Annotated in this window: 12 protein-coding genes; 2 read left to right on the top strand and 10 right to left on the bottom strand. The window is 45.4% G+C overall.

The features are described from left to right. Positions 1–3: 3 nt before the first annotated feature. Positions 4–945 carry an AraC family transcriptional regulator gene (locus tag PQG66_RS05100; protein ID WP_272035778.1) on the top strand — a complete coding sequence of 314 codons (942 nt, stop codon included), beginning with the start codon at positions 4–6 and terminating at the stop codon, positions 943–945. 213 nt (positions 946–1158) lie between these two features. Here PQG66_RS05100 and PQG66_RS05095 read toward each other — a convergent pair whose 3' ends face one another. The 4 genes from PQG66_RS05095 to PQG66_RS05080 all read right to left on the bottom strand — a co-directional run bounded on the left by PQG66_RS05095 (position 1159) and on the right by PQG66_RS05080 (position 6963). Next, the gene (locus PQG66_RS05095) at positions 1159–3081 is read right to left on the bottom strand and encodes a beta-glucoside-specific PTS transporter subunit IIABC (RefSeq protein ID WP_272035776.1); all 1923 of its coding nucleotides are present in this window, start codon (positions 3079–3081) and stop codon (positions 1159–1161) included. Between the two features lie 276 nt (positions 3082–3357). Further along, positions 3358–4188 (bottom strand): BglG family transcription antiterminator LicT, encoded by an 831-nt coding sequence (gene licT, locus PQG66_RS05090; protein ID WP_272035774.1) that lies wholly within the window; start codon positions 4186–4188, stop codon positions 3358–3360. Positions 4189–4479: 291 nt separating this feature from the next. Further along, complete coding sequence (locus PQG66_RS05085) at positions 4480–5922, bottom strand: 6-phospho-beta-glucosidase (RefSeq protein WP_272035771.1); 1443 nt, start codon at positions 5920–5922, stop codon at positions 4480–4482. A gap of 213 nt (positions 5923–6135) precedes the next feature. Continuing rightward, positions 6136–6963 (bottom strand): amidohydrolase family protein, encoded by an 828-nt coding sequence (locus PQG66_RS05080; RefSeq protein WP_272035769.1) that lies wholly within the window; start codon positions 6961–6963, stop codon positions 6136–6138. A 211-nt stretch (positions 6964–7174) separates the two neighbouring features. Between PQG66_RS05080 and PQG66_RS05075 the strand changes: the two genes are divergently transcribed. After that, positions 7175–8074 (top strand): manganese catalase family protein, encoded by a 900-nt coding sequence (locus PQG66_RS05075; RefSeq protein ID WP_272035767.1) that lies wholly within the window; start codon positions 7175–7177, stop codon positions 8072–8074. A gap of 120 nt (positions 8075–8194) precedes the next feature. On the opposite strand, the gene PQG66_RS05070 is transcribed toward PQG66_RS05075, so the two are convergent. From PQG66_RS05070 to PQG66_RS05045, 6 genes are all read right to left on the bottom strand, one after another. Next, on the bottom strand, positions 8195–10207 hold the full coding sequence (locus tag PQG66_RS05070; RefSeq protein WP_272035766.1) for a sucrose-specific PTS transporter subunit IIBC: 2013 nt from the start codon (positions 10205–10207) through the stop codon (positions 8195–8197). Positions 10208–10230: 23 nt separating this feature from the next. Continuing rightward, positions 10231–11706 (bottom strand): glycoside hydrolase family 32 protein, encoded by a 1476-nt coding sequence (locus PQG66_RS05065; protein ID WP_272035764.1) that lies wholly within the window; start codon positions 11704–11706, stop codon positions 10231–10233. Between the two features lie 174 nt (positions 11707–11880). Then, the gene (locus tag PQG66_RS05060) at positions 11881–12864 is read right to left on the bottom strand and encodes a LacI family DNA-binding transcriptional regulator (protein WP_272036499.1); all 984 of its coding nucleotides are present in this window, start codon (positions 12862–12864) and stop codon (positions 11881–11883) included. Positions 12865–13241: 377 nt separating this feature from the next. After that, the gene (locus PQG66_RS05055) at positions 13242–14915 is read right to left on the bottom strand and encodes a ribonuclease J (RefSeq protein WP_272035761.1); all 1674 of its coding nucleotides are present in this window, start codon (positions 14913–14915) and stop codon (positions 13242–13244) included. Between the two features lie 164 nt (positions 14916–15079). Further along, on the bottom strand, positions 15080–16360 hold the full coding sequence (gene rhaA / locus PQG66_RS05050; RefSeq protein WP_272035759.1) for an L-rhamnose isomerase: 1281 nt from the start codon (positions 16358–16360) through the stop codon (positions 15080–15082). Between the two features lie 16 nt (positions 16361–16376). After that, entirely contained in the window at positions 16377–18446 is a 2070-nt protein-coding gene (locus PQG66_RS05045; protein ID WP_272035757.1) for a bifunctional aldolase/short-chain dehydrogenase, read from the bottom strand. Positions 18447–18485: the final 39 nt, after the last annotated feature.

Below are 18485 nucleotides of genomic sequence, written 5' to 3'. Positions count from 1 at the left end.
CCTATGATTTCGAAGCCTTTATCAGAAGGACTCATGAATGAGAAGCTCGCCGAGCTTGCGAAGTGGATTACCCGATTCTCTACAAGCGATGGCACTTATCAAACTCCGTTTCCAGCATTATCACTGATTCGCAACTCTGAAAATGCTGTTCCAGTCTATACGGTCTATGAACCTTCTATATGTCTCGTTGCTCAAGGAAGCAAGCTTGTACTACTTGCTAATGAAACTTATCGTTATGGACCTTCGCAATATTTTGCCGTGTCGGTTGATCTACCTATTTCTGGCCAGGTGACTGACGCTTCGTCAGAACATCCATACCTTGCCATTCGGCTACAAATCAATCCGCAGCAGGTACTCGAATTCATTGAGGTAACCGATTATGAAGGTACCGCTCAAGACAAAAGCTCACGAGGGCTGTATGTAAGCTGTGCTACTACAGATATGCTGGATGCGTTTTTGCGGCTTGTGCGTCTCTTAGAAACACCGAATGATCTGGCTGTGCTCGCTCCTTTGATTTCGCGAGAAATCTTGTATCGTGCACTCCAAGATCGTCAAGGGAATGCACTTCGGCAAATGGCACCGGGTGCTGGATATGCCGCTCTCATCGCTGAAGTGATTCGCCGGATTCGTGAGAGCTACAATCAACCGCTACGCATCGACGATCTTGCAAGAGAAGTCGGGATGAGCTCATCTTCATTACATCGACGATTCCGCGATGTAACGGCCATGAGCCCACTTCAATTCCAGAAACAAATTCGGCTACAAGAGGCACGCCAGATGCTGCTGAACGAACCAGTTCAAGCTGCAGAAGTAGCTTTTCGTGTTGGTTATGAAAGTCCTTCACAGTTCAATCGCGAATACGCGCGAATGTTCGGTAAACCACCGATTGGAGATATTCGTCAACTGAAGACACATTCTTTAAGTGGCACAACAGGTAAAAGCTAAAAATCTTAAACCAACGATCACAAAATATCCCGAACAACACCTGCTTTCATTCCAATCCTCACTACTTTTCCCGTTCCTATGCACAACACCCCAATCGTTAGTGTGGTTAACGAATGGGGTGTTGTTTGATTATATTTTATATAGCTGATGTACAGACTAAACTGTTCGTTCCTACATCTGTCCTTCTTCCCGCATACCCCTCATTTTGATAGGCTATGCCTTCTCTCCTTCAGTTCCTACGATTTTCAAAAGCATATCCTTGTTACTAACCTGACCTGTAGCTTGCGGAATAACTTCCGCGTAATCTGCTGAATTCGTTACAATAATCGGCGTTACAGTGTGGTAGCCGGCAGCTTTGATCTGCTCAATATCGAATTCTAATAACAGATCCCCTGCCTTCACCCGGTCGCCTTCTTCAATGTACGATTTAAAATGTTGGCCATCAAGTTTAACCGTATCCACGCCCACATGCACCAAAATCTCTGCACCTGTATCCGAAACAACAGCAAGAGCATGTTTCTTTTTGAAAGCAACGGTTACCGTACCATCAAAAGGAGCAACAACACGGCCTTTCGATGGCTCAATCGCAATGCCTTTACCCATCGCTCCTGAAGCAAACGCTGGATCTGGAACTTCCGCCAATTCAACAATTTCACCTTCAATCGGGCTCCATACTGTTTGATCTGAAGTAGCATGGACACGTGTAGATGGCTGAGAAGCATTTTTACTTTGGCCAGCTTCAACGTCAACGGAAGACGTAGATGCTGTCTTCGTTTCTTCATCCTCAACAGGATCTTTGAAACCCATGATATACGTTAATACAGCGGATACAACGAAAGATGCCGTGATCCCCATAATCAAACCTGGGAATCCTTGACCACCTGGTCCGTAGAAGATCGGTAAAGTGAGCAATCCGGGTGCACCGGAAGCAAAAGCTTGTGTACCTGCCTGACCAATAATGGCACCACCGACAGCTCCACCGATAACTCCCGCAATAAACGGACGTTTCAGCGGCAGTGTTACACCGTAGATGGCTGGTTCAGTAATTCCGAATAGCGCTGTAAGAGTAGATGATCCTGCGAGAGTTTTTAATTTTTTGTTCTTGGTTTTGAGCATGACACCGAACGCTGCACCTGTTTGAGCAAAGACAGAAGCTGTCGCTGCCGGTTTCACACCATCCTGACCGTGTACGGCAATGTTATTAATGAATACAGGCACCAGACCCCAGTGTACACCGAAGATAACGAGCAACTGCCAGCTTGCTCCCAACACAGCTCCTGCAAGTAACGGGCTGAATCCAAAGGCAGCGACCATCGCGGACGCAATTCCATCACCAACATATACGCCAAATGGTCCAAAGACAATTAAGGTAAGCGGCACCATTATAACTAGCAAAAATAAAGGTGTAACGAAATTCTTAATACTGTCATGAAGTAGCTTATTAAAGAACTTCTCCAGTTTGCTCATCACAATGACTGCTAGAATAATCGGAATGACAGTCGAAGAATAACTCATCAATACTACGGGGATACCGAAAAAGTCTGTTGCTGTACCATCCGTTTTCAACTGAATGATGGTTGGATAGATGAGTGCTCCAGCTATGGTCAATGCGACAAACACATTCCCTTGGAACTTACGTGCCGTTGTAACCGCTAACAGTAGTGGCAGGAAGTAGAACAAACTATCTGCTGCAGCATACAGAATGATATAAGTTGTATCTGCCTTATCCAGCCACTCTAAATTGTTTGCAATTAGCAATAAACCTTTTAAAATACCCGCTCCTGCCATAACACCGAGTAGTGGTGCAAAAATGCTGGAGATCACGTCAATAATGCCGCCCAGCCCTTTGACTTTTTTACCGCCCTTTTCTTTACTCGATGAATCGTCCAGAATATTGCTGATTTGACCAATTGCCTGGTACACTTCGGGAACCTTGTTCCCTACAACGACCTGGAATTGGCCACCGTTTTCCTTAACGGCAATGACACCTTCCGTTTTCTCTAAACCTGCTTTGTCGGCCTTGGAATCATCCTTCAATACAAATCGTAATCGTGTTGCACAGTGAACCAGTGATTGTACGTTTTTCTCACCGCCAACGCGTTCCACAATCTCTCTGGCCAGTTTCTCTTGACTCATGATATACCCTCCCTACGTTTGTCTGAACTGAAGATCATTAACACAAACACTCTGAGACAGAATAAGGTGTATATGATCGTTCAATTGATATCACAGGCTCTCTACCGATTTTTTTGCACACAAAAAACCTAAGCCTTGAGCAAGTGAACGCACGGGTTCCACTTCTCATGACTTAGGTTTTGCCTGCATAACCAGTAACAATCCCAGTTAAATCGTATTCAATTCCTGTTATCAACATAATAATATAATATAACCATTAATGTCAATAAATAAATGTTAGCGATTCACAACACGTTCAATGTGTACCGTCAGATATAACTTTTCCTCATTGGTCAGAGCATGATCATACTCCTTTTGGACAAACAACGCGATTTTCTCTACACACGCCGACGCCTCGGGATGTTTCTCCTGAATCATGTCGTACAAATGATCATAGTTGTTATCATAATGCGTCCCACTGAACACACGCTGAGAGAAAAACTTCAAATGGGTAATAAATCGGAAATAACTGAGAGAGTCCTCGTCAAACTCCATTTTAAAGTGATACTTCGCAATATTAATAATCTGCTGGATAAACTTCGTAATATTCATCGTTGTAATGACTTCTTCATTCATTTCGGCATTGACGATGTGAAGTGCAATAAACGCGGCTTCATCTGTCGGAAGCTCAATGTTCATCCGGCTGTTGATCTGATCCAGCATTCGCAATCCCAGTCCGAATTCAACCTTGTACAATTGCTTAATCTCCCACATCAAGGCGTTTTTAATCTCGATTCCCTCATGATAACGCTCAATAGCAAAATAAATATGATCTGTAAGAGAAACATAGATGTTCTCGTTCAGGTTGCGCCCCAAGTTGTCTCGCGCATGGGCGATCAGCTCCTCTACAATTTCAACCAATTCCATCGGGACCTCCCGAAGTAATGTTTTGAAGTTGTCAGACGTCTGTTTGTTTTTCAAGGCAAATACTTTCTGGATGCGGGTCTCATCTACTTTATCTCCCGGTTTTTTCTTAAAGGCAATCCCACGTCCCATTACCACAAGCTCTGCCCCATCGGCCTGGTAAATGCTAATGACGTTATTGTTGATAACCTTTGCTATTTTCACTTCAATCCCCCCGTCACGTTCCACTCTCTAGTCGCAATTGATATATCCAAATATGGGCATACAAAAAAAACCTAGAGCAACACAAAATAAACAAGACATCGCGGTCTGCTTTTCTGGTGCTCAGGTTTTGCCTACATATGATGTAGTAACAATCCCAATAATGATATATTTGCGTCAAGTATAGCTTGAACTGCGCTGCATGTCAACGCTTTCAGTGAACGGTCATCAGGAGTCACATGAAATCATGCAACCTCCTGATGTTGGTAATCCCTTTTTTTGAAAAACCTGAAATTACTTGTCTCCCAGATCTGTGCCGCCTGATGCGATCACATTTTTGTACCATTCAAAGCTTTTCTTTTTGATTCGGGTCAGTTCACCCTTGCCTTCATTGTCACGATCCACATAAATGTAGCCGTAACGCTTTCTCATTTCGCCGGAAGAGGCGCTAACAATGTCAATAGGTCCCCAGCTCGTATAACCGATGATGTTACAGCCATCCTGGATCGCTTCGGCCATTTCAGCCACATGGCGTTTCAGATAATCAATCCGGTACGAGTCATCGATCACACCTTCAGGAGTAACCTCATCGTGTGCACCAAATCCGTTCTCCACCACAAACAACGGCTTCTGGTAACGGTCATGAAGTTGGTTGGCCGTAATGCGGAAACCTTTAGGATCAATCGTCCATCCCCATTCGGATTTTGCCAGATATGGATTGGCTACCGAGCCAAATACATTACCACTGGTCATATTTTTGATGACTTCTGGGTCTGTACTTGTTGTCCGGCTGGAATAATAGCTGAAGCCGATGTAATCTACCGTATGGTTTCGCAAAATATCTGCATCCTGCGGCTCCATCACAATGTTCAGATTATGATCCTTGAAGAATCGTTTAGCGTATCCTGGATACTCTCCACGTGACTGTACATCGATGAAGAAGTAGGATTCTCTATCCTTCTCCATACCTTGGAACACATCTTCCGGATTACATGTGTAAGGGTAGAAACTACCTGCGGCGAGCATACAACCGATCATGGCGTCAGGGATGATCTCATGGCAAGCTTTAACGGCAAGCGCACTTGCCACGAGTTGGTGATGTGCTGCTTGATATTGGATCTCTTTGACGTTATCGCCTTCGTTGAAAGCAAGTCCGGCTCCAAGGAAAGGAAGATGGAGCAACATATTAATCTCGTTAAATGTCATCCAGTACTTCACCTTATCTTTGTAACGTGTAAATACAGTTTTGGCATAGGTTTCAAACAAGTTCACGAGCTTGCGGCTTCTCCAGCTACCATACTGCTCGATCAGATGTACAGGCACATCGAAGTGAGCCAGCGTAACTACTGGTTGAATACCATATTTCAAGAGTTCATCGAACAGATCATCGTAAAATTGCAAGCCCGCTTCGTTCGGCTGTGCATCCTCTCCTGTCGGGAATATGCGTGCCCAGGCAATCGATACACGTAACGCTTTAAAACCCATTTCAGCAAAAAGAGCGATGTCTTGAGGATATCTATGGTAGAAATCAATCGCTTCATGTGATGGGTAAAACTCGCTGGAAAGCGGTGTAAATGCAGGGACATTTCCTTTCATAATACTTCTCCGATTTTCTCCTGTTGGGAGCAGATCCACAATGCTCAGACCTTTACCATCTTCAAGGTATGCTCCCTCTGCCTGATTAGCCGCAATAGCTCCACCCCACAAAAAGTTCTCAGGAAATTTAAAAGTTGTCATTCATATTCTCCTTTCAAAATGTAGTTCAGTGATCCGCCCTACTCCAGCCGTCCAGACATTGCCACCAGGCAAATAGAAAAAACCCGAACCAGCCTGTATACACATTATCGTGTATCACAAGCCAGCTCAGGTTATGCCCGTATTCGGTAACATTCCCAAAATCATTATGCGGATTAAGTAAGACCTTACCAAGAAACAGGAAATATGTCAACTTCACAGGTTATAAAATATCCTACAGTTATCACCGAAAATCATCTGCTGCTCTGCTTGTGACAGGCTATGAACATGCGTTTGCAGCAAGTTAAACACCTGACGATATGTACCAGCTACATTGCTTACAGGCCAATCGGAACCGTACATCACTCGCTCTGGGCCAAATGCCTGAAGTACAGTATCCAGATAAGGTGTGAAGTCTTCCTGTGTCCAGTTATTCCAATCTGCTTCGGTGACCATTCCAGACAATTTGCAATGGACATTAGGATAAGCGGATATCGCGATGATTGCCTCTTTCCATGGTGATAAGATACCGGCCTTAATGTCTGGTTTGGCTAAATGATCAATGACGAAACGTTGCTGTGGAAACGCTTGAACCAATTCTACGGCATAAGGTAGCTGCTCCTTAGATACGAGTAAGTCATAGGCCAGATTGTACTGTTTCAATAGAGCAATTCCTCGTTGAAAGTCCTTACGCAGCACAAATTTCACATCCGGTTCATCCTGTATAACATGCCGTACTCCTTTCAGCCATGGACTCGCCGCGTATTTTTCCAGTTGTAAGGCTGCATTCTCAGAACATAGATCCACCCAGCCCACAACGCCTTTAATAAATTCGTGCTTGTCTGCAAGTTCCAGCAGCCACTCGGTTTCTTCAAGACTTTGACGGGCCTGTACAACTATACAACCTGATATTCCTGAAGCTGTGAGGATCGGGTGAAGATCTTCCGGCAGGAACGAACGCTGAATCACATTCATCTCTTCACTGATCCAGCCATAATCACGGGTATTATATTGCCAGAAATGTTGATGTGCATCGAGTTTCATGGTATGTGCCCTCCTATGTTGTCACATTAGTTCAATGTACTACGATTCATTTAAATATAATTCAAATTGAGACGTTAAGCACTCATTATTGAATGAATTTTATTCCAATTACACTGGCATTCCCTTCCTTCCAACTATACGATTAAAAATAGAATAACGTACAAGTCAACCTTCATACCTTTACTGTAATGAAGATCGAGGAGGAATTGACATGTTTAAACGTGTAGATCGTCTTGCCATTGAACTTCCTATATCCAAAAATCCAGATCCGAACGGAGCCAGTGCAGTACAGGAATTGCTGGGCGGAAAATTCGGCGAGATGTCAACGCTGAACAATTATATGTATCAATCATTTAACTTTAGAGGAAAATCCAAGCTCCGCCCCTTTTATGACATCGTTGCCAGCATTACCGCAGAAGAGTTCGGCCACGTCGAGCTTGTCGCGAATACGATTAACCTGATGCTTGTCGGATCAACCTCTCCCGGGGCACCTGACACAACTCCGCTCCACATTGGTAAGGATGCACGCATGACCTCTCATTTTATTGAATCTGCACAAACGGCATTGCCCTACGACTCCATGGGAAGACCGTGGGACGGCTCAAACGTCTTTAGCAGTGGCAATCTTATTTTAGATCTACTGCATAATTTCTTTCTGGAATGTGGGGCAAGAACACATAAGATGAGAGTGTATGAAATGACGGATAACAATACTGCTCGCGAGATGACAGGTTATCTGCTTGTACGGGGCGGTGTACACATTCTGGCCTATGCCAAAGCGTTGGAGATCGCAACTGGCGTAGATATAACGAAGTTAATTCCCATCCCCTCCCTGGATAACAAGGCATTCGAAACCACACGTAAATGGGAGGCCATGGGCGAGCAACGAAGACTGTACACGTTCAGCGACAAGGATTATCAACAGATTGCTCAGATATGGAAAGGTGTTCACCCGACTGATGGCGGCAAGCTGGAAGCCTTTGCAGGTTTACCTGGGTATGGAGGGCCGATCCCTGAACTTCCTGACCTGCCGGAAGAGTTCGCCCCTGGAATATCCCCAGAAGACTTCTTGCAGATTGCAGAACGGCTCAAACGTAGTGCTGGACTCTAGTAACATCAAAAAAAAGGGAAACCAGTGGAGTTCCATCTCCAGCGGTTTCCCTTTCTTATTTGCGTTATGATGCTGACCGACTATGTGAATTTATCGCTGTAATTAAAGCGTATGATTCGTTTATTGCGGCTCTGTGAATTCCACCTTCAGTACCTTTTCCCCATTCGCTTGTACAGGTCCACTTGATAGTGCTGTAACTGAAGCAATGGTTTCGATACCACTTGGAATCAAGACAGGTGTAATCAGCGGCAGACCCGCTTCCCGAATCGTATCCATATCGAATTCAATGAGTAACTGTCCGGCAACCACAGGTTCTCCACTTTTCACATGGGTGACAAAGCCATTGCCCTTCAGCCCAACGGTATTAATGCCGACATGTACAAGCAACTGAACACCTGTAGCATGTTCCAAAATAACAGCATGCTTACTCTTATCCATCACGTGGGCGACTACTCCATCGAACGGAGCATATACTTTGCCTTCGGATGGCTCAATAGCAATCCCTTCCCCCATATGTTTTTCGGAGAAAGCGGGATCAGGTACCTGTTCCAGATCTACAACTGTACCATGAATTGGCGATGCAATCTCTAGCAGTGTCACCTTAGAGCGAGCCGGTGAGCTGACTGGTGTAGATGTTGAAGTTGTTGTTGCAATAGATGATTGGTTATTGGAAACTGTGCTCACCGCTTCCACGTCAGAAGCGTTGTTCTCGTTTCCGCTATACGAATTACCGGACGTGTCTGCTACTGCAGGCTGATCTTTGTACCCGAAAAACCAAGTGAGTGCAAACGCAATCGCCATTGCAACTACGTTGGACAAAATATATAGTGGCAACTGACTGTTTAGATACAAGAGTGTTCCTGGGATGACGGTGATTGCCATACCTGTAGCCTGAAGCTCGAACACGGATGCAATAAATCCACCAACTGCACCACCGATGAGACCCATTACAAACGGTTTCATGTAACGCAGATTCACACCGAAAATGGCTGGTTCTGTAATCCCCAAGAATGCGGACAACGATGAAGGCAATGCAAGTGCTTTAAGCTTCAGATTTTTTGTTTTCATACCTACAGCAAGACATGCCGCTCCTTGTGCAGCCATAGCGCTTGTGACAATAGCGTTAAACGGATTGAATCCCGTTTTTTCCAGTAATTGAATTTCCAAAAAGTTGAAGATATGATGCACACCGGTAACAACGATGATCTGATTGAAGAACCCAATAATGATACCTGCGATACCAAATGGCAGATCCAGAACAACTGTTGTTCCATACAATACCCATTCTTCGAGGGAATGAAATACGGGACCGATGACAAATAGTCCTAAAGTAATCATCACCGTAAGCGTAATGAATGGAGTCAGAATGAGATCGAGTGCTTCAGGCACACGTCTGCGTAATACTTTTTCGAATTTGGCACCAATTAAACCTACGAAAAACGCCGGTAATACCGACCCCTGATATCCCACGACAGGGATGAATCCGAACATTTGCAGAGGCTGTGCCGATCCATCAGCTACGGCATAAGCATTCGGCAGAGCCGGGTTCACCAGCATCAGACCGAGCACAATTCCCAATATCGGACTTCCACCAAACACCCGGAATGCTGACCAAGCTACGAGTGCAGGAAGGAAAGCAAATGCTGTATCCGTCAGAATCTGCGTGAACAACAGGAAGTTCGGAGAGATATCGTCAGCTGTCGCACCAAACCATGCCAAAATCTCATTTTGTGTAAGCAGGCCACGCAGACCCATGAACAGACCTGTAGCAACCAATACGGGGATGATCGGAACAAATACGTCACCAAACGTGCGAATTGCCCGCTGGAATGCATTGCCTTCCTTTTTCCCTTGACTCTTCACATCTTCCTTCGATGTTCCTTCAATACCGAGCTTCTCAACCTCTTCAAAGATTCGATTAACCGTACCTGTACCGAAGATGATCTGATACTGGCCTGAATTAAAAAAAGCACCTTTGACTTTGTCAATATTCTCGACCTGTTTCTGATCAATTTGCTCCTTATCCTTCACCATAATGCGAAGTCGCGTTGCACAGTGTGCAAAGGAGGAAATATTTTCTTTTCCCCCTATAGCTTGAATCACCTGTTCAGCAATGCGTTGATTGTCTGACATGTTGTCTCATTCCTCTCACTAATCTAATAGTTCCATATGTCCGCTTTGAAATCTGCCTTACCACCATGCGCAAAAAAACGAATACCTTGACTATCCTGGCTCGGGAAAATCCGACTGGTAAAGACTTCTTGCCCATCGTTGACAAAAATCTCAACCGAAGATGAATCAACGAACATACGCAGCTTGATTACATCTGAATCCAATGTGCACTTGCGAGTCGTTCCATTCACTTGTGATAATTCTGTACCAGAATGGCTTCTATCCAGTACAACTTTACGCTGCAGACGATCATACTGAATAACCGTTTTCTCCGTATCACTCGCTCGGAACTCAATACCTACGATATCTGCATCGCTCGCACTAATCTCACATTCGAGTTCGTAGGCGATACCATTAAATCCTTCAAACGCTCTGCTTTCGTTGTTGAGCGTGGCTCGAGCTTCTGCATGTTGTTCTTGCTTACGGAGCTTAACCATCTCCTGCACAGGCTGTTGTATGAGTTTGTCGCCATGGATGGATAGTTGCCTCGGAATCGTTAAACAATGAGCCCACCCGTTGTTATCTGTGGGATATCCCTGTTCAGGCAATCCCATCCAAGCAACCATAATTCTTCTCCCGTCCGGTGACTCCATGGTTTGCGGAGCATAAAAATCAAAACCGCGGTCCAGCTCATGAAACGGTCCGTGTTCAAACGCTCGTGATTCCAGATCCAGGCGTTCACCTATTAGATAACCGGATTGATAAATGTTCTCGTAACGATCTTCTTCAGCTTGAATGCCTTGTGGCGAGAAGATCAGCACGCCTTTACCATCCAACTCCAGATAGTCTGGACATTCCCACATGTATCCAAACGAAGACAACGCTGTACCGATCTCACCAAGAAATTCCCATTGCTTCAGATCTGCTGAGCGATAGAGTACTGCACATCCTGTCTCATCCGTACGCTGTGCTCCAATGATAAAATAATATTCATTATCGTGTTGCCACACCTTGGGATCACGGAAATGTTCAGTGTATCCAGAAGGAACATTGGATACGACGGGTTGTTCATATTTCGTAACGACATTATTTTCATCCATCATAGCTAAACACTGATACGGATGTCTGATCCAGTTTTCATCCCGCGTATTCCCTGTATAGAGCAGATTTAATACTCCATCTTTCTCGATCGCACTTCCTGAATAAGCGCCATGCGAATCGTAAGGGCTTCCTGGTTCAATACCAATACCAACATTCTCCCAATGTACCAGATCGCTGGAACGGGTGTGATACCAATACTTCATGCCGTGCTCTGTTCCAAGAGGAAACCATTGATAGAACAGATGGTAATAGCCTTGATAAAAGGAAAAGCCGTTCGGATCGTTAAGTAGACCGGTTACGGGCTGAATGTGATAATGTTGCCTCCAAGAACATGCATTAACCTGGGCTTCCAGCTTGGCGATCTCTCCGGGTTCAGCTTGCTCAATCCGCCGGTAGAGCTGCTCTCTTGTCATTTTCATACGTATATCAATCTCCATTCATACTGCATATTCAAAAGAAACCTACTGAGGAACCGGTTCCAATCTGAACAAAAAAATAATTCCATGCAGCAATTGCTGTCTCCCCACGTTCCTGATTGTTGCTGTTTTAGCACCAATGGAACCGGTTCTATGGAATTATAATAAAGGATCTATTTATATTTTGTCAACGCTTTCTCGCGGAATAAGTTCGACATCTACAATCGTTTGCTGTCTCACACTCTCTCCTTCTACCAATCGGCTAATATGCTTCGCCGCGAGTTTGCCTGCCTGTAAATAATGATATTTGACCGTGGTCAGCGTCGGATGAATCATCTCGGTAATATCGTACCCACCAAACCCTGTTACCGACAATTCCTGCGGAATCCGGATTTTTCGGAAGAAGGCAGTCTTCATCACGCCCATCGCTATATTATCCGTGGCTGCAACGATCAGGGATGGTCTGCTTTTATCCAAAATCGCCTCCGCCGTGATCACTGCTTCTGACATTTTGAAGCTCGTTTCGTAATATTTGACGTTACACTCACTGCATTCATCAACCGCACGTTTAAATCCCTGTTTACGATGAACACCCACAGCCTGGTCTCTCTCACTAACACCCAAATAGACGATGTCTCGATGTCCTTGTTCAACGACATATTTCCCCAAGAGATATCCCGCCTGATCATCGTTATGAATCAAACTATTTAGCAGCTCATGTTGCTGTCCTACAAGTAATACAGGTATTCTAATATCTTCGATGGCTTTTAAGTGAGCATCCGTTACTTCAGCAGCAAGCAAAATGATTCCTGACACCTTCTGTCTAGCAAAATCATAAATAGCATCGATCTCACGCTGCATATCCTGACTCGTATTGGCAATAAGCATCTGATAATGAAGTCCTCTTAATTCCTCATCAATGCCGATTAAGGTCTGTGAAGTCGCATAGGAATCAAGCCGAGGAACAACAGTACCAATTATACTGGTCTTCTTCGCTTTGAGACTCTGTGCAAAGGTATTGGGAACATAGTTATGTTCTTTAATAATACGCTCAATCTTCTGACGTGTTTCCTCGCTGACAGAGCCGCCGTTGAGGAAACGAGATACGGTGCTCTTCGCTACACCAGCCATTTGAGCGATATCTGTAATTGTTTTATTCATCATGTAACTCCTCTTGTCTTTCCAATGATCATCCGTATATTATAACGCGAAACGTAGATCTCAACGACTACGATTCACCCTAATATTACCGATCCTTCCTTCCCCTTATACTTACGGGTATTCGATGTGTCAATTTGATTGCATCTAACCTTTATCAATATACTTCACAGAAAAATATACATATGTTGCTCGTTCTGATCATCACTTCATGTGAAAAGGTAGTCTTGACCACCCAATCGTTTTGTAGCTTACTGTCTCATCTTAGAATCTATTATAGCGTTTTTAAGAGACAAATCACATGTGAATACATTGTTTGGTGGTATAGGAAAAGAGAAAAGCCCACTGATCGCTCAGAGGGCATAATAACAGCATTTCGATTAAACCTCAATAATAATCGGCAAGATCATCGGTCTGCGCTTGGTCTCGGCATATATGTAATGACTGATCTCATCCTTCAATTTTCGTTTGATGACATTCCATTGATTCACCCCAGATGCTGTTAACTCTTCCATCCGGCCTACTACCTGTTCATGAAGATTTTTCATGAATTGCTCCGAATCCTTCACAAACACAAAACCTCTAGAAATAATCTCCGGGGAAGACACCATCTGTTTCTCTGTTTTACTCAGTGTTGTTACAATGACCAGCATACCGTCAGACGATAGCTGTCTGCGATCCCGAAGCACAATATTACCCACATCACCGACAATCAGTCCATCAACCAGACTGTTGCCCGAAGCAATTGTTGGTCCCATGGAAGCAACGCCATCTTTATATTCCACCATGTCTCCATTATTAACAATAAACACATGACTCTGCTCAATTCCAACAGATTCAGCAAGCAACCTGTGCTGATACAACATACGGAATTCGCCATGAATGGGTATTAAATAATCCGGTTTCATCAACGTAAGCATGAGTTTCAGCTCCTCCTGGCTTCCGTGTCCCGATACATGCATACCCGCAGCCCCACTAGAGCCATAAATAACCCGCGCTCCTAAAACATACAGATTGTCGATTACATGAGCAAGGTTTCTTTCATTGCCAGGGATCGCTCCTGCTGCAATAATGACCGTATCACCTGAATCAATACTCACCTGAGGATGTTTGCCGGAAGCTAATCTGGACAGAGCAGCCATAGCCTCTCCCTGACTTCCCGTACACAACACCACCACTTGTTCACGCGGGAACTGACCTGAATCAGCGGCCTCAATCAACAATCCCTCCGGTACATCGAGATATCCGAGTTCAGATGCCACTTTGACTACGTTTATCATGCTTCGTCCCAGAAGTGCGAGCTTGCGTCCAGTCTGAAATGAGGCATTCACGATCTGCTGCACTCGGCTGATATTGGATGCAAAGGTAGAGATAAACACTTTTTGTTTGGCGCGAATAAACGCATCGAGAATGTGATCCCCGACAACACGCTCCGAAGGCGTAAATCCCGGTCTTTCAGCGTTTGTACTCTCGGAGAGTAGCAGATGTACGCCCTGTTTACCAATCTCAGCCATACGGTGTAAGTCAGGGAAGGGACCATTCACAGGAGACATGTCGAATTTAAAATCCCCCGTATGTACAACATTACCGGCAGGCGTTTGAAAGAAAATCCCCAGGCAGTCCGGGATGCTATGACTCGTTGCAAAAAAAGAGACGTCGATGCTGCCCAGCGTCAAGCGGGAGTCCGCATCTACCGTGTGAAGATCTGTCTGACGTAGCAAATTATGCTCTCTTAGTTTCAGCTCAATCAGACCCCGTGTCAGCCTGGACGCGTACACGGGGATATTCATCTGTTTCAGGAAATAAGGTATCCCGCCAATATGATCTTCATGCCCATGCGTGACAACAAGTGCCTTCACTCGATCCTGATTCTCGAGCAGATACGTTACATCCGGCACGATGAGATCAATACCCGGCAACGTTTCATCTGGGAACTTGGAACCGCAATCGATCACGATAATGTCTTGATCGTACTGGATTAAGTACATGTTTTTCCCGATTTCGTTCACGCCACCCAGTGCAGCAATATACAGTTTATTATGAGCGAACTTCAAAATCCTTCCTCCTCTGCATAACGATCCTCAATTCCTTGCGTATTCCTAGTATGGAAAGAATCGCCTTGGTTATGCATAACAGCCGATATACACTAAAAAACCACGTACGGAACTTTCATTCCGCCGTGGTTTATGAGATCAACTATAATTTTGCTCAATGTATTTCAGGCCAATTTATATAAAGATTCTGTTCTTTGCAGCAAGACATCCTGCTCATAGGATTTAACTTCCTTAATCCACTGTTCCCGAACAGGCACGCCCTGCTGGGCACAGTAGTAATCCCACACCGCGCCAAACGGATAAGACTTGAACTCCTCTGTCAGTGCGAGGCGTGTCGTATAATCTCCTTCCAGCTCCGCCTGTTTCAGCGCGTCTACCGGCTCAAGCATAGCTCGAAGAAGTGCTTTGATCGTATTGCGTGTACCAACTACCCAAGCAGCCACACGATTAATGCTGGCGTCAAAGAAGTCCAGCCCGATGTGTGTTGTGCCGAGCAGCTCATGACGTACCAATTCACGGGCTATTTCAAGCAATTCATCATCCATAATTACGACATGGTCGCTATCCCAGCGCATGGGACGGCTGACATGTAGAAGAATACCGCTTGTGAACAAGGCTAGTGAGGACAACTTGCCCGATATCACTTCTGTGGGATGGAAATGTCCTGCGTCCAGACAAATCAGCGTATCATTTTGCAAACCATATCCCATATAAAATTCATGCGAACCGACGACGTAGGCCTCTGAACCCAGACCAAACAGCTTGCTCTCAACCGCATCCAAATTGTGCTCCTTATTCAGCGGCTCGGCAAACACTTCGTCCAGTGATTCTTTTAGACGTTTACGCGGGGACATCCGATCCACAGGGTTATCTTTGAATCCATCAGGTATCCACACATTCGTTACACAAGTCTGACCCAGTTGTTCACCGAAATAAGCGCCGATTCGCCGTGAAGCTTTGCAATGATCGATCCAGAACTGTCGGATCTCAGGGTCAGGATGACTGAGTGTGAAGCCGTCACTTGATTTTTCGTGCGAGAAGCAAGTAGGGTTAAAATCCAGTCCCAGGCCATGCTCTTTCGCCCACTTTACCCAATTCTCATAGTGCCTCGGTTCGATCTGATCCAGCTCCACCTGTTCGTCAGTATCGGCATAGATTGCATGCAGATTCACCTTATGTTTACCTGGAATGAGTGCAAAAGCCTGTTCCAGATCAGCACGAAGTTCGGCAGGGTTTGTTGCTGCTCCAGGATATTGACCCGTTACCGATATGCCGCCTGTCAGTTCACCATCCTGATTCAGAAAACCTTTGACATCGTCTCCTTGCCAACAGTGCACGGATACTTTGATCTCTGCCATCTTGCTTAGCATTTCATCGGTGTCGATTCCGTGCTGTACATAAAGTGCCTTTGCCGCTTCATAAGCTTGTTTCACTTGGTTATCCATCCGTCTAACCTCCTTATTAACGTGTGAACGCTGCCGGGACACCGCCATCAATAGTCAACATGCAACCTGTCGTTTTCTCCGATTTGGATGAGGCAAAGAAGGCGATACCTTCCGCAATATCCTTCGGATAGATATTCACGAGCAGTGTTGTGCGTTTGCGATAATATTCCTCCAACTGATCCGGTTCAATGCCGTATGCCGCAGCACGCTCATTTCTCCAAGAACCGTTCCAGATCGCTGAGCCTTGCAGAATAGCATCGGGTAAAATCGTGTTAACACGAATGCCGTATTCGCCACCTTCTGCTGCAATACAGCGAGCAAGATGTGCTTCGAGTGCCTTTGCCGAGCTGTAAGCGGATGCGCTCTTACCTGCATACACCGAGTTTTTGGAACCGATGAAGACCATGCTTCCACCGATGCCCTGCTCTTTCATCAATTTGAATGCCTCACGTGCGACCAGGAAATACCCAGTGCCCAGCACACTGATATTCAAATTCCATTCTTTCAATGATGTTTCGTCAAATGGGCTAGATGTTGCGAGTCCAGCGTTGTTAACGATGATATCCACCCCACCGTATTGCAGAGCTGTTTCGGTATATGCTGCTTGCACCGCTTCCTCGTCTGTCACATCCATCTTGAGTGCATATGCACGGTTCGCCCCATACTGATCGTTGATTTCCTGTGCAACCTTCTGAGCACCTTCCAGATTAAGGTCCGCAAGCACAACATGTGCGCCTTCCGAAACCAATCTGCGTGCTGTTTCACTGCCAATACCGCCTGCGCCACCTGTAATAAACGCCACTTTGCGAGAAAACTCTGTTTCCGCAGGGGCAAGCGACAGTTTATATAGTTCCAGCGGCCAATACTCCACATTGTAAGATTCATTTGCACTGAGTGAAACGAATGTACCGAGACTAGTTGCTCCGCGCATAACCGCTATCGCCCGGTGATACAGTGCACCGCTTACCTGAGACAGCGCCCAGCTTTTCCCGGTATTAATCATGCCTACGCCCGGGATGAGAATAACGCGAGGAGCCGCTTCGAACATAACATCGCCTTCGTTTTTGTTATCCTCAAAATATTGCTGATATTGATCTTTGTAAGTGGCAATAGACTCCGCCAGCTTCGCTTTCAGTCCGTCAATATCATCCGCATTCGGCGTCCAATCAATGAAGAGCGGCACCACTTTGGTATGTACCAGATGATCCGGGCATGCCGCGCCAACCTGAGACAGCTGCGGAGAATCAGCGCCACCTACAAATGTGAGTACATCCTCCTGATCATCAAAAGACAAAATCATTTTTTTGCTGTCAGACACCGCTCCGCGAATAACAGGCATCACACGCGCAGCAATCTGGCGACGTACTTCCGCAGGAAGTGCAGGATGTTTTACGCCGCCAAACAGATTAGCTTCATTCACACGTGCTTCAATATAGGCTTCCGCTTCATTAATGATTTTGATCGTCTGTGCGTAACATGCCTCGGAAGTTTCTCCCCAAGTTACCAACCCATGCTTCTCCATTAGTACAAGCTCGGCTTTCGGATTGGCGAATACGCTTTCAGCAATCATTTTGGACAGTGTAAAACCCGGGCGCACATAAGGAACCCACACAAAACGATCACCGTATATTTCCTTCGCCAGCTCTTTCCCGTTATCCGCACAGCAGAGGCTGATAATCGCATCCGGGTGCGTATGATCAACATGTTTGAATGGAAGGAACGCGTGTAGCAGCGTTTCAATCGAAGCTCGTGGATGTTTCGCATCAATCATGCAGTGCCCGAGGTACTCCACCATCTCTTCATCTGACATCGAGTCACGTTCCAGCAGTGGGATAATATCTTCAAGTGCCAGTCCTGTAAAATGCTTCGCTTCCATAGAACCGAGATCTGAACCGCTTCCCTTCACATACATCACTTCGACATCACGGCCACGGAAATCCTTCACGATTGTTTTGGCAGACGTGTTACCACCATAAATATTGCATACTCTGCGATCCGTGCCGATCAGATTGGAGCGGTAAACGAGCTGCTCAAGCCCTGTTGTCTTTTGTGATGCCTGCTCTGCATTCCATAAACTCTGTACCATGGGTTCCCCTCCGATAATGTTTGTTTTCTTCCTGATTTG

It is taken from the genome of Paenibacillus sp. JJ-100 (assembly GCF_948329825.1).
Classification (GTDB): Bacteria; Bacillota; Bacilli; order Paenibacillales; family Paenibacillaceae; genus Paenibacillus.
The sequence above is the reverse complement of the archived record's forward strand: the minus strand, read 5'-3'. Positions and strand labels throughout refer to the sequence as shown.

Excerpts from the sequence above, each read along its gene's own strand:
- PQG66_RS05045 (WP_272035757.1), bottom strand. The coding sequence starts at position 18,446 with ATGGTACAGAGTTTATGGAATGCAGAGCAGGCATCACAAAAGACAACA.
- PQG66_RS05065 (WP_272035764.1), bottom strand. The coding sequence starts at position 11,706 with ATGAAAATGACAAGAGAGCAGCTCTACCGGCGGATTGAGCAAGCTGAA.
- PQG66_RS05075 (WP_272035767.1), top strand. The coding sequence starts at position 7,175 with ATGTTTAAACGTGTAGATCGTCTTGCCATTGAACTTCCTATATCCAAA.
- PQG66_RS05100 (WP_272035778.1), top strand. The coding sequence starts at position 4 with ATGATTTCGAAGCCTTTATCAGAAGGACTCATGAATGAGAAGCTCGCC.
- PQG66_RS05070 (WP_272035766.1), bottom strand. The coding sequence starts at position 10,207 with ATGTCAGACAATCAACGCATTGCTGAACAGGTGATTCAAGCTATAGGG.
- PQG66_RS05085 (WP_272035771.1), bottom strand. The coding sequence starts at position 5,922 with ATGACAACTTTTAAATTTCCTGAGAACTTTTTGTGGGGTGGAGCTATT.
- PQG66_RS05080 (WP_272035769.1), bottom strand. The coding sequence starts at position 6,963 with ATGAAACTCGATGCACATCAACATTTCTGGCAATATAATACCCGTGAT.
- rhaA (WP_272035759.1), bottom strand. The coding sequence starts at position 16,360 with ATGGATAACCAAGTGAAACAAGCTTATGAAGCGGCAAAGGCACTTTAT.
- PQG66_RS05060 (WP_272036499.1), bottom strand. The coding sequence starts at position 12,864 with ATGAATAAAACAATTACAGATATCGCTCAAATGGCTGGTGTAGCGAAG.
- PQG66_RS05095 (WP_272035776.1), bottom strand. The coding sequence starts at position 3,081 with ATGAGTCAAGAGAAACTGGCCAGAGAGATTGTGGAACGCGTTGGCGGT.